General features: G+C 44.2%; 14 protein-coding genes and 1 pseudogene. 12 read left to right on the plus strand and 3 right to left on the minus strand.

Going from position 1 to position 12808, the window contains the following annotated elements:
- Window positions 1-135: 135 nt before the first annotated feature.
- The 9 genes and pseudogenes from IEY34_RS25220 to IEY34_RS25260 all read left to right on the plus strand — a co-directional run.
- Window positions 136-315, plus strand: a pseudogene (locus IEY34_RS25220) (beta-galactosidase); the annotation flags it as partial.
- A gap of 684 nt (window positions 316-999) precedes the next feature.
- Window positions 1000-1638: a transposase gene (locus IEY34_RS25225; protein WP_189016686.1), complete on the plus strand. Its 639-nt coding sequence runs from the start codon at window positions 1000-1002 to the stop codon at window positions 1636-1638.
- A 92-nt stretch (window positions 1639-1730) separates the two neighbouring features.
- Window positions 1731-1979: a membrane protein insertion efficiency factor YidD gene (yidD, locus tag IEY34_RS25230; protein ID WP_189016689.1), complete on the plus strand. Its 249-nt coding sequence runs from the start codon at window positions 1731-1733 to the stop codon at window positions 1977-1979.
- A 356-nt stretch (window positions 1980-2335) separates the two neighbouring features.
- On the plus strand, window positions 2336-4342 hold the full coding sequence (gene metG, locus IEY34_RS25235; protein WP_189016692.1) for a methionine--tRNA ligase: 2007 nt from the start codon (window positions 2336-2338) through the stop codon (window positions 4340-4342).
- A gap of 114 nt (window positions 4343-4456) precedes the next feature.
- On the plus strand, window positions 4457-4750 hold the full coding sequence (locus IEY34_RS25240; RefSeq protein ID WP_189016695.1) for a hypothetical protein: 294 nt from the start codon (window positions 4457-4459) through the stop codon (window positions 4748-4750).
- Window positions 4751-4893: 143 nt separating this feature from the next.
- Window positions 4894-5811 (plus strand): metal ABC transporter substrate-binding protein, encoded by a 918-nt coding sequence (locus tag IEY34_RS25245; RefSeq protein WP_189016697.1) that lies wholly within the window; start codon window positions 4894-4896, stop codon window positions 5809-5811.
- Window positions 5812-5830: 19 nt separating this feature from the next.
- Complete coding sequence (locus IEY34_RS25250; RefSeq protein ID WP_189016699.1) at window positions 5831-6610, plus strand: metal ABC transporter ATP-binding protein; 780 nt, start codon at window positions 5831-5833, stop codon at window positions 6608-6610.
- Between the two features lie 12 nt (window positions 6611-6622).
- Window positions 6623-7423 carry a metal ABC transporter permease gene (locus tag IEY34_RS25255; protein ID WP_189016702.1) on the plus strand — a complete coding sequence of 267 codons (801 nt, stop codon included), beginning with the start codon at window positions 6623-6625 and terminating at the stop codon, window positions 7421-7423.
- 1 nt (window position 7424) lies between these two features.
- Window positions 7425-8138, plus strand: a complete 714-nt coding sequence (locus IEY34_RS25260) for a cytochrome c biogenesis CcdA family protein (protein ID WP_189016705.1) — start codon at window positions 7425-7427, stop codon at window positions 8136-8138.
- 15 nt (window positions 8139-8153) lie between these two features.
- Here IEY34_RS25260 and splB read toward each other — a convergent pair whose 3' ends face one another.
- Window positions 8154-9215, minus strand: coding sequence for a spore photoproduct lyase (splB, locus tag IEY34_RS25265; RefSeq protein ID WP_189016708.1), 1062 nt, complete (start codon window positions 9213-9215; stop codon window positions 8154-8156).
- Window positions 9216-9380: 165 nt separating this feature from the next.
- Here splB and mntR point away from each other — a divergent pair, with 165 nt between their 5' ends.
- Together mntR and IEY34_RS25275 are read left to right on the plus strand one after the other, a co-directional pair.
- A complete protein-coding gene (gene mntR, locus IEY34_RS25270; protein ID WP_189016711.1) occupies window positions 9381-9806 on the plus strand; it encodes a transcriptional regulator MntR in 426 nt (141 codons plus the stop codon).
- 111 nt (window positions 9807-9917) lie between these two features.
- A complete protein-coding gene (locus tag IEY34_RS25275) occupies window positions 9918-10877 on the plus strand; it encodes a patatin-like phospholipase family protein (protein ID WP_189016715.1) in 960 nt (319 codons plus the stop codon).
- Between the two features lie 21 nt (window positions 10878-10898).
- Here IEY34_RS25275 and IEY34_RS25280 read toward each other — a convergent pair whose 3' ends face one another.
- On the minus strand, window positions 10899-11156 hold the full coding sequence (locus tag IEY34_RS25280; protein WP_189016718.1) for a hypothetical protein: 258 nt from the start codon (window positions 11154-11156) through the stop codon (window positions 10899-10901).
- Entirely contained in the window at window positions 11153-12097 is a 945-nt protein-coding gene (locus IEY34_RS25285; protein ID WP_189016721.1) for a DUF1385 domain-containing protein, read from the minus strand. The genes IEY34_RS25280 and IEY34_RS25285 overlap by 4 nt, the downstream gene beginning before the upstream one ends.
- Before the next feature lie 152 nt (window positions 12098-12249).
- Here IEY34_RS25285 and IEY34_RS25290 point away from each other — a divergent pair, with 152 nt between their 5' ends.
- Complete coding sequence (locus IEY34_RS25290; RefSeq protein ID WP_189016724.1) at window positions 12250-12738, plus strand: YqhR family membrane protein; 489 nt, start codon at window positions 12250-12252, stop codon at window positions 12736-12738.
- Window positions 12739-12808 lie beyond the last annotated feature (70 nt).

Genomic DNA, 12808 nt, shown 5'->3' on the forward strand with positions numbered 1-12808 from the left:
AGTAGCCACACAGGCAAGTAAAAAGCTCTCAAAATTGATTAAAAGTCAACTCCAACAATGGATCGCCGGTTTGCCCAGTTATCTTAAGGCTTACTTGCCCATTTCAAGCTGCGAAGTTTGAGTTATAAAGAACTAGACTATTATCCATCTTTCGACACGCCAGTTAGCTTAACAGCGATGACTCACGATCTGATGCGCGGTTTGAAAGGCGGTCAGCCCTTCATGTTTATGGATCAAACGCCAAGTCAACAAGATTGGCAACCGTATAACTCACTTAATCGTCCGGGAGTTATGAAACTCTGGAGTTATCAAGCGGACCCAACGTTGCCATCAACCAGAACAACGAAGGACAATCATTCCTTTCTGTTTATCCTAAAATATAATGACCACCCGACTAGCATCGAACTTGGTTCCTTCAAGGGCACCGATTTAATATCAGGCCTGCCAGTAGAAATCACCACCACACTGCCCCCAAAAGCAGTAATGATCCTAGAAAGTTAACCCGCCCCTCTGCCAAATCGGCAGAGGCTTTTTTCAGTATTACGCTTCGCGGTTCAACCAAACCCCCAACACCCGCGACTTCGGACTGCACCCCCAACACCCTCGGCGCTTAGTATTATCTAGATCAAATGCCAACTCCAGACTGGGTATATAATGGTGATTTTTGAATTCCGACTTCAAAATTAGGTGTTTGATAGTGAGATGTTTCTAATTCCGACTTGATAACTGGGTATTTCATGGTGAGGTGTTCCTACTCTTCAAACACCCTTTTCTGTGATATATACAAAATAGCAGGGCGATTCGTCTAAGGCATAGATTCTATTAAATGCGTGTGGTTTGGTTAAGGTTGAATTGAATCGTTACTCTTTTTGTATATATCACAGAATAATAGATTTGAAGTAGTATAGGGGGAGGAGGAAGAAAAAAATACTTCACAAAATTAACAAAATTTGCTATAATAAAATAAGAACAAACGTTCCGATTCGAAGGGGTGATACCATGGATAGCATGATTTCGAGGTTAGAATTGCATTCCTTTGATACGGAAAAGCAGTGCGAGGATTTCTTGTTGAAGTTTCGCTGGGCCCAGGGTTTCAGCTGCCCCCGTTGTGATCATCATCAAGCTTTTTATATTCGGACTCGTCGTTTGTTGGAATGCAAAGACTGTAGAATGCAAGTTTCTTTAACGGCAGGGACAATCATGCATAAATCAAAACTATCGTTACTTCATTGGTTTCAAGCGATTCAATTGCTAATTCAAAAGGATAGGATTTATACAGCGAGCTCACTTTCACAAATACTTAAAATTAATTATAGAAGCGCACAATTACTGTTGAAGAAAATAAACTTTGCCTTTGTTACGGAAGAAAATTGGTTGTTAGCTTTTGGCAAATCTTGCGTTCATGTCACTGATATGCAAGATAAAAGTTCAAGTAGTTTAGATCAAGCTTTGAGTTTAAGCTCTTTTTTGGAATCTAAGTTGTTGAGAATGAATGCTAAACTTACGTTTCGAAGCATGACAGCGTCGCTTTGTACGGGTAGCGCTGGTCAGCGACCTTTTTTTGGCAAATGGGTTAAGTTATTTATTTCCATACATTTATATCGGAGTTTTTTTAAGTGTTACCAAATAGCGGGCTAAGGATGGTTCTGAATTGACCGTATCGCTTTTTTCAGGCATGATGGAGAGATAGTATTTTCTGATTACTTTGAACTAAGGGAGAAACGGTCCTAATGAAAAAGACTCTACAAGTCCCTATTCATTTCTATCGAAAGTTTATTTCACCTTTGAAGCCACCGACTTGCCGTTTCTACCCAACGTGCTCTCAATATGCGCTGGAGGCTATTGAGGTTCACGGAGCGCTGAAGGGTTCGTGGCTATCTGTCAAAAGGATATGCAAATGTCACCCTTTTCATCCGGGCGGGGTGGATCATGTGCCGGCAAGAGCGGAAAAATTAACTCATAATGATCAGTCTGCTTGACATGGTGCGCTTCTTTTCGATATATTTGGCTAAAGATGTTATTATATGGTTTCGATGAACGGATAAGTACAGACGGATGCCTATGAACAGAGAGCCGGGTTAGGTGAAAGCCGGTATAGGAGCAGGTTTGGAAGATGGTCCGGGAGAATAAGCCTTCGAGCTGCCTAGTGCTTGTGAAGACATAGGAGTAAGTTGGCTTCGTGTCCCAGCGTTAATGGGCAAGTCGTCATAGACTTACTGAGCCCCGAGCTTGTGAAAGGCGGGGAAACCTGGGTGGTACCGCGTGAGTTCAACTCTCGTCCCAAGATGGATGAGGGTTTTTTGTGTTTTTTACTATTTGTTAGGAGGAACGATTGATGTCGACACAATCCAAAGCGTTTTATATCACGACGCCTATTTATTATCCAAGTGATAAGCTGCATATTGGGCATGCCTACTCCACGGTAGCTGGCGATGCTATGGCCCGTTACAAGCGTTTGCGCGGCTTTGATGTTAGATACTTAACGGGCACAGATGAGCATGGTCAAAAGATTGAGCGCAAAGCACAAGAAAACGGTACTACACCTCAGTTATTTGTAGATGGCATTGTTGCTGGGATCAAAGAGTTATGGGGAAAACTCGATATTTCTTATGATGATTTCATTCGGACTACAGAAGAACGCCATAAAGATGCTGTTGGCAAGATTTTTCAACGTTTGCTTGATCAAGATGATATTTATCTGGGAGAATATGAAGGTTGGTATTGTATTCCGGATGAGTCTTTTTTTCCAGAGAGCAAGCTAGTTGACGGTAAATGTCCAGATTGCGGGCGTCCGGTTGAGAAGATGAAGGAACAGACTTACTTTTTCCGGATGAGCAAATACGTGGATCGTTTGGTGCAGTATTATGAAGAGAACCCCGAATTCATACAGCCAGAGTCGCGTAAAAATGAGATGCTGAATAATTTCATAAAGCCAGGTCTGGAAGATTTGGCTGTTTCTCGTACGACTTTTGATTGGGGGGTTAAAGTTCCCGGAGATCCTAAGCATGTCATCTATGTGTGGATTGATGCTTTGTCGAACTATATTACAGCACTTGGATATGGATCGGACGATACAAGTAAGTTAGAAAAATATTGGCCGGCTGACGTGCATTTAATGAGTAAGGAAATTGTTCGTTTCCACACTATTTACTGGCCAATTATGTTGATGGCTCTTGACTTGCCATTGCCCAAAAAGGTATTTGCACATGGCTGGCTTCTCATGAAAGATGGGAAAATGTCCAAGTCCAAAGGGAATGTGGTCGATCCCGTTACGTTGATCGACAGGTACGGTTTGGATGCTTTGCGCTATTATCTAATGCGCGAAGTGCCTTTCGGTGCTGACGGTACGTTCACGCCGGAAAGTTTTGTTGAGCGAGTCAACCATGACCTCGCGAATGATTTGGGGAATCTGCTGAATCGTACGATCGTGATGATCGATAAGTATTTTGATGGACAGATTCCAGCTTATATTGCTGGGGCTACCGAGTTTGACGAAAGTCTCTTGGAGACTGTTCGTTCTACGGTAGCGAAGTACGAGGAAGCGATGGAGAAGATGGAATTCTCCATTGCGCTGTCTGCTGTGTGGCAGCTGATCAGCCGCACGAATAAATACATCGACGAGACGCAGCCTTGGTCGATGGTGAAGGATGAGGCCAAGCGCGAAACTCTTGGCTCAGTTATGTATGTGCTGGCTGAATCTCAGCGCATTTCATCTGTCTTGCTGCGTCCTTTCTTGACGAAGACGCCGCAATTGATCTGGCAGCAGCTTGGACTTGCTGATGAAGATCTGCCGCGCTTGACGGCGTGGGAAAGCGTGCAATCTTTCGGACATCTCCCGACGGGCACCAAGGTGCAAAAGGGAGATCCGATGTTCCCGAGACTAGACGTTGAGGCGGAAGTCGCTTTCATCGTCGAGGCTATGGGCGGCGGAGCTGAGGTGCCTGCTGCGCCCGCTGCGGCTACTGTTGGTGCTACTTCTGCAGCGCCTGCCGCACAAGTGCCCGCGCCGGAGTCCAAAGACGAAATCGGGATCGACGATTTCGCCAAGGTGGAGCTGCGCGTAGCCCAGGTAATATCCGCTGAGCCCGTGAAGGGCGCGGATAAACTTCTCAAGCTGCAGCTCGATCTAGGATACGAGCAGCGTCAAGTGGTATCGGGCATCGCGAAGTTTTACTCGCCCGAAGAGTTAGCGGGACGCAAGGTCATCTGCGTCACGAATTTGAAGCCGGTCAAGCTGCGCGGCGAGTTGTCGCAAGGGATGATTCTCGCCGCTTCACATGGCGATCAATTGACACTTGCGACCGTACCTGACTCTATGCCCAATGGAGCAATCGTGAAATAGCTCAGCTTATTAGGAGCCTCTATCTCCCCAGATCAGGGAGATGGAGGTTCTTTCTATGGATGGAAGCCGGGGAGCCCGGGTATCCTAAGGGAAACTGATAACGGAGTGAGACAGATGAGAATTCGATTGGTTTTGAAAATCATTGGAGTTTCCAACATGATTGTTCTGCTAACTGCGTGTACGTTATTCGGTGGGGATTCGGAAAAAAAGAAGGATACCAATAAGCAAAAAGATACGAAATCCAAAGCTCAGAGTACCAAGAAGCAGGATAGTGTGATTGATCAAGAATTGAAAAAGCAATATCAAATGTATAATGAAATTATTGAATATAAAGTTAAGCAAGATCAAAAATTGATTAAGCAATCGGAAGAACATTTCAAAAAGCTGAAAGAAGAAAGTGATAAATAAAAGTAGGGCCATGCTGTGAACTTATGCGGCAGGCTCTTTTATTTTGCCTGTGAATGTATTGACTTAGGGGGGCAGGTACTCGTATAATCAATTCGTTAATAAAAATGATTACGATTTAGAGGGTGAGCGGAGTGGTATTTTTGATGCGAAAAAAGAGCGTTTTTAACATAGTTCTACTAGCCGTCTTCGTGTTGGCGATGGTAGGATGCGGAGGGGTTTCTAGTTCAAAAGCGAAGCTAGTAGAAGGTAAAGTGAATGTGGTTACAAGTTTCTATCCACTATATGAGTTTACGCGCGCTATCGGTGGTGAGTATGTCAATGCGATCAATCTTGTGCCAGCGGGGGTAGAACCACATGATTGGTCGCCAAAAAGCAGGGATATTAAAAACATGACACAAGCTCAAATTTTCGTCTATCAAGGAGCGGGGTTCGAAGGTTGGGTCAAGGATTTCATTGGAAGTCTGCCTGCTGAATCGAATTTGAAAGTTGTGGAAGCAAGCAAAGGGGCAGATTTGATCAAAACTTCGGAAAATAAAGACGAATTTGATCCTCATGCGTGGCTGAGCCCGTTAAATGCGATAAAAATGGCTAATAATATTAAAATAGCTTTAGTTGGTGCAGACCCTGCACACAAAGAAGTTTTTGAGAAAAATTATGCCAGCTATGAGGCCAAATTATTAGATTTGGATGCTCGTTATAAGAAAGAGCTTGCCCAAACGAAGAAAAAAGAGATTGCCGTTTCACACTATGCTTTTGCTTATCTCTGCAGAGATTATGGCTTAACCCAAATGTCGATTATGGGATTATCTCCTGATGCTGAGCCGACTGCGCAGGATTTGAAAAAAATGAATGCATACATGAAAGAACATGATTTGAAATATATATTTTTTGAAGAGCTTGTATCTGATAAATTAGCCAAGACGCTGGCGAAGGATGCCAAGGTTGACACCATGGTTCTCAATCCGTTAGAAGGGTTAACGGATGCGCAGATGAAGGCAGGCGAGGATTATATTTCGATCATGGATAAAAATTTGAAAAATTTAGTCATTGCCTTACAATAACGAAGTCAGGGGTTACTAGATGGAAAATAACGATAAAGAGTTTTGTCACCGCAGCATCGTCTCGATAGATGATCTTTCATTTTCTTATGAAAATAAAAAAGTGATAGACAAACTGCGCTTTGAGGTGCTTGAACGGGATTTCGTCGGTGTTATTGGTTCTAACGGCGCGGGGAAAACGACGCTGCTCAAAATGCTTGTTGGTTTATTGAAACCAACAGCAGGTGAGATCAGGATGTTTGACCGACCCTTGAGTCAATTCAAGGATTGGGAACGCATTGGCTATGTGCCGCAGAAAAATGCTTTTAATCCCCTCTTTCCAGCGACGGTCAGGGAGATCGTGCAGTCGGGGATGTACAGCAACAAGCGGGTGTATCGCCGTCTTACGAAGGCAGACCTGCAAAAGGCGGAAGACGCTATGCTGGCCATGCGTATTGAAGACTTAGCTGACCGCCGTATTGGTCAACTGTCCGGTGGACAGCAGCAGCGCGCTTTCCTCGCGCGCGCGATCGTGAACAACCCGGAGCTGCTCATCTTGGATGAGCCGACGGTTGGAATTGATGCCGAGACGCAAGTCGGATTCTTCCGAATGATCCGACATATGCATCAGCATCATCATATGACTTTCATCATGGTCTCACACGATATGGACATGATGCAGTCATACCTAGGAACTGAGCCGCAGAAAGTAAGCGGCGGCATTAAATTTTATGTTAAGCATACCCATGATCCCGAGGATTGCCGTGAGACGAATTTGACTCATTCCATCGGCCAGATTCGCGAGATGATCGGAGTTCAGTAAGGAGCGGGAAATTTGGATATTTTCACGGAGTATTTTTTTCAACGGGCGTTAATCGGTGGGATATTGATCGGGCTTATGGCGCCTCTCATGGGCGTTTTTCTTGTCCTACGGCGGCTTTCCATGATCGGGGATACTCTCGCGCATGTGTCTATCGCGGGGGTTGCGCTGGGCTTTCTAATCAACGTCTATCCGTTAGGGGTAGGACTTGTGTTTGCGCTTCTCGCGTCTTTTGCGATAGAGAAGCTGCGTAAGGCATATAAAACGTATGCCGAGCTTTCCATCGCTATTATTATGTCAGGCGGCGTGGCGCTGGCTACGCTTCTTTTTACCCTTGGCAAAGGCTTTAATATGAATGTGATGAGTTATCTGTTTGGTAGTATATATACGTTAGACACAACTGATTTGTGGGTGGTTTTTGGCGTCTCCGTGCTTGTCATTGGCGTTATAGTCGCACATTTCAAGGAGTTTTTCCTAATGTTCTTCGATGAGGATGCAGCGAGTGTAAGTGGACTTCCACTTAAATATTATAATATGATGATAACGATGCTAACCGCATTGGTGATTTCTGTCGCAATCAAGATTGTGGGCGCTTTGCTTGTTTCATCGTTATTAACTATTCCTGTCGCATGCAGTTTATTAATTGCTCGCAGCTTTAAGCATTCGGTCTTTTTGGCCATTTTATTTTCAGAGATAGCTGTGATCATCGGATTGGTCGTAGCAGGAGTCTGGGACTTGGCGCCAGGGGGGACGGTTGTTCTGACTCTAATTGCAATGTTGATCGGGATCATTCTAAAAAGAGGATTGAGGATTTAACATGGAATCAGTTAATTTATGGATCGCTTTATGGGCGGGGATAGCTTCATTCATTTCACCTTGCTGTTTGCCCTTGTATCCTTCTTATCTTTCCTACATAACCGGTATATCGGTCAGTGAGTTGAAATCGGGTGAAACAACGTCACGTGTCCGTCGCCAAACGATGCTTCATACGCTAAGCTTTATCGTTGGATTTTCAATCATTTTTTATACGCTGGGTTTGACGGCAGGCTTTCTGGGAAATTTCTTTTTTGACTATCGTGATTTGTTGAGACAAATTGCCGCACTGTTAATTTTTATTATGGGATTGTTTTTATTAGGGATTTTCCAACCGCAATGGTTAATGAAAGAACGGAAGTTAAAGATCAGTTTTCGTCCTGCGGGATACCTTGGTTCTGTTCTCGTGGGAATGGGATTTGCAGCAGGTTGGTCGCCGTGTGTTGGCCCCATCCTCTCCGCGATTCTCGCGCTGGCTACAACGGAACCTGGGACATGGTTTCAACTCACAACAGCTTACTCGCTAGGGTTTGCGATTCCGTTTTTCGTTCTTTCGTTTTTCATAGGGTCGACCAAATGGATTCTGAAATATTCTAATCTCATTATGAAAATAGGCGGGGGCCTGATGGTCGTGATTGCCGTTTTACTCTACACCGGTAAAATGACGCAAATCACGCTATGGTTGAACACCATAACCCCCGATTGGTTGAAGTTTTAATTTGTAAGTCGTGTGTTAAGTGAAATATTCAATTTTGGCTTGGGGGAATTTATCGAAGATTTGTTCGGTGATAAATTCCCTTAATGCGTTGGCTTGTTCATCTTTGTACACATATTTCCCTTTTCCATATTTGCCCCATTTGTATTTGCGTTTTTCTTCGTCCATTTCCAGTTTGGTTTTGGGGTATCGTTTCTCGATAATATTTTTGGCGGTGCGTGTGAAGCGATGCTGGATCATTTCAAAGGTTAAATCGCTGGCAGCATCCGCTGGCAATTCCTTGTGAAGTCGCTCTAGCAGTGTCGCATATCCTTCTTCCCAGCCTTCATGCCAAATAATCGGCGCAATGATAAATCCTAGGGGATAGCCTGCGTGGGCAACTTTGCCGGCAGCTTCAATGCGTTCATGAAATTTGGATGTGCCGGGTTCGAAATTTTTGATAACGTAATCGGCATTGACGCTAAAACGGAACCGGGTATGTTTGTTATGTTTGGCATCAAGCAAGGAATCGACATGATGGTATTTGGTCACAAAGCGAAGACGGCCATGTTCCTGCTGACCCATGAATTCAATAAGCTCTTTCAGGGAGCCAGAGATATGCTCCAGACCGACAGGGTCGGATGTGCAGGCTGCTTCAAAACGCGTGATCTCTGGTTCACGCTCTTCGATATATTGTTTGGCAGCTCCTAAGATATCGTCCATATTCACATAAACACGTATATAGGGCTTCGCGCCCATCGTTGTTTGGAGATAACAGTAATGACAATGCCCCATGCAGCCGGTCGCAATTGGAATGGCATATTCCGCTGAGGGTTTGGAAGTTTCGAATTTAAGCGTTTTGCGCAATCCGACGACAAGTGTACGTTTGGCAATTTTATATTTTTCCAGTTCAGAGTCACCAGGCAAGTCGCGAATCTGATTATGAGAGGTCGTCATATGAATCTCCAGGCCTTGCTGCTTGGCCCATTCATAAATGCGTTGACCTTTGGGATAATTCATGGCGTCGGGTTCAAAGTAAACAAGCTCAGGGACAAAAACAGACGTAGTCGGCACAGGTCTATTGAGTAATTCCGTTGACATGGAAGACTCCTTTCATCGTAAAGCTAGCAAGATTAGGTTGTGTCCCTTAGTGTGCCTTGGTATGGACATTGTGAATCATGGGATATTTGACCGCATCTGGGTAGATGCATTATGATAAGTAAGCAATAGACAGGAAATAAAGGATAAGCAGGGGGAAATAAAGCAATGGCTACGCCAAGTATGGAAGATTATCTGGAGAGAATTTACAAGCTTATTGACGAGAAAGGCTACGCTCGTGTCTCCGACATTGCTGAAGGACTTGAGGTACACCCCTCTTCCGTAACCAAAATGATTCAAAAATTGGACAAGGATCATTATTTGATCTATGAGAAATATCGCGGACTTATGTTGACGCCCAAAGGCAAAAAGATGGGGAAGCGTCTTGTTGACCGCCATCTGTTGCTTGAAAATTTCCTAACGGTTATTGGTGTCCAAGAGGACAATATATATAAGGATGTTGAAGGAATCGAACATCATTTGAGTTGGGATTCCATCACTTGTATTGAAACGCTGCTCGAATATTTTCGCAGGGACCCGAACCGTTTGGAAGACCTCGTGAATATTCGCAAAGAATTAGAGGTTGAAAATTAGACAGAGACCGTCTTTACGGTGCTCTGTCTTTTTTTGTGGGTATAGAAACAAACTGCCCCCGCATACATAACAAAGTAAGCTCTACGCTTAGGGGACGGGGAGTGATGTGATGTGATTATCAATGGCGTGTTTGAAGGCGGTGGCGTCAAAGGGATCGCGCTGGCTGGTGGCGTCAGTGCGGCTATGAAACAGGGACTGGTCTTCAATCAAGTGGCGGGTACAAGCTCTGGGTCCATTGTAGCGGCCTTGCTGGCTGCTGGTTATACCGGAGAAGAGATGAAGGAACTGATCCTCAGAGCGCCCTTTAAATCGTTTATGCAGCGTTCACCAATTTTCAATGCAAGAATTATTGGGCCGGCCGCGCGGCTGTTGATTAAAAAAGGGCTCTATGCCGGAGAAGCACTTGAATATTGGGTTCAACAGCAACTGGCCGCCAAGGGTATCCGTACTTTCGGAGATTTGAAGCCCAATCAACTACGGATTATTGCTTCGGATATTACGCAAGGAAAACTGTTGATTCTGCCTGACGACATCGCACAATATGGAATCGACCCTAAGCGGTTTTCGATTGCCAAGGCGGTGCGAATGAGCACTAGCATTCCTTATTTTTTTGACCCCGTGATGATTCGGCGCAAAATAAAAAGCTCTGGGAAGGCTACGCCGTTCACAGAGCAATTTTATTATATTGTGGATGGAGGTCTCCTGAGCAATTACCCGCTCTGGGTTTTCGATCAAGAAACCGATCGTGAGGAAATGATCCCCGTTATCGGATTCCAACTCGTCGGTAAAAGCGATACGCATACCAGAAAAATTAAAGGGCCCATCACCATGTTGGAAGCTCTCTTTGGTACGATGCTGAGCGCTCATGATGAGCGCTACATTGAACAAAAGAATCGATTTAGAACGGTGAAAATTCCGACGCTAGGTGTTGGGAATACGCAATTTAATTTATCCAAAGAATTGAGTATGGCTTTGTACGAATCGGGTTTTCAAGCTTCCAATGATTACTTCGACAAGTGGTCTGCGCAAATATACGAAGAAAATTATGATAAATATGTTTTGCGCAAATAAGAACTGGTAAATAGCAATGAACTAGTGGTACTTAGGGAAATCATCGGGTTCTGAATCTTTGGTTCCGTTAATAACACGAAATTTGGCGTTTTTCCTCTTGACCTTGGCGGAGCCGCGGCTGGAGGTGAACATTTTCCAACGGGATGGCGGGAATTTGTAAAGGAGAAAGATGATCCCTAACACGAGAACGGGAATGAATAAAGTTCGTAAACTTACCAACAAACCAATCGCAATCAAAATCGCAATGGCGATCTCAATGGGGGAAAATTTTCTTCTCATGCCCGTCCCTCCGAAATTCGTTGTTCCGCTTCACGCATGCGGTTGAAAGAAGCAATGGAAACCTCGACTTGATGATCTTCAGGCTCTTTGGTTGTCAAGAGCTGCAGCCATAATCCCGGATAGCCCAAGTAACGAAGGACTGGTACTTCGCGAAGCGAGTTCGTGAATCTTAGCACTTCATAAGAAACGCCGATCACAACAGGAAGCAGCAGCAATCTTTGTAGGATGCGCTCGACATATCCGTCGTAATGAAGGAATGAGTAAATGACAACACCAATTAATACGGTGAAAACGATGAATGAGCTGCCGCAGCGATAATGCAGGGTATTGAACTTCTGTACATTGCTGACGGTAAGCTCGACACCGGCTTCATAAGCGCTTATGACTTTGTGTTCCGCGCCATGGTACTGAAATAGTCGGCGAATCATAGGTGTTAGGGATATGAAGTAAATATATCCAACCAATAAAATGATTTTGATAACACCTTCTATAAGATTATGAAGAATTTGATTGCTAAATACATTTTGAAATAAAAACTGTTCAATAACAGCAGGCACTAGCGTAAAAACGAATTTTCCAAATAAAAATGAAATGACACCCACCACAGCTACGCCAAGAACCATTGAAATATTCGAAAAGAAGCCGGGTTTCTCTTCTTTCTTAGTTCCTTTGTCTTCCTCGCCTTCTTGTTCTGCGAAGGATTCAGCTGAAAAGTTTAGATGTTGGGCGCCTTTGGCGCTGGATTCGATAATGCCCACAATACCGCGAACAAAGGGTATTTTTTTGAGCGATTGAACCCAAGGGATGACTTTCTTAGGTACTTCCAAATAATCAAGCGAACCATCTTTTTTGCGCACGGCGGTTACATGCACATTTTTCCCTGCGAACATGACGCCTTCGATGACGGCTTGTCCTCCGTATATACTGTTTTGTTCTGCCATGAGTTCCACCTTCTTATCCTTCTCGAATTCGGTTAATGTACTTTCTCATTGTAACGGATTCACAGGTTGAATGCTACCGATAACGGTAGAACATACTAATCATACCTGAGGAAAGACAGGCAACTTCTGCTGTGAAAGGAAGAGACCGGAAAATGGGCGCGAAGAATGAAGGGAAAATAAAAACAAATCGGTGGCTTTATACCATTTACATTGGTTTTTTCGCTGGATTGATTTGGGGAGCATTGAAAATTGTTGAACACTATCTGAAATTTACTAAGATCGTTATAGGCTTCCTGATTGAGCCGTTTTTCAAACATGATTTCTTGCTTTCGTGGCAAGGCATCTTGATAGGCTGGGGATTCTTTATGCTCTTTTCCATAGTGGCTGCATTCTTGTATATGGTCACTATGTGGAAGCTGCAAGGTCCCTGGTGGGGACTCGGCTACGGAGCTTTCTGGTGGGCGGCCATTTACTTGCTGATCGGTCCATTGGCAGGCATGACCTATTGGATTAATAAACTGGATATCAATTCGATTATCTCTGACTTTTGTTTATTTCTGTTGTGGGGAATGTTTATCGGGTATTCCATTTCCATTGAATACACAGATATCAGAACGAGACAACCTATACACAAGACATGAAAGTTATGGTAAAATATCAAAGGTCAAATAGGCGGCAAACGCCTGCTTTGGCGAAATATGCCGGGGAGTG

The organism is Paenibacillus marchantiophytorum (genome assembly GCF_014640555.1).
GTDB classification, from domain to species: domain Bacteria; phylum Bacillota; class Bacilli; order Paenibacillales; family NBRC-103111; genus Paenibacillus_E; species Paenibacillus_E marchantiophytorum.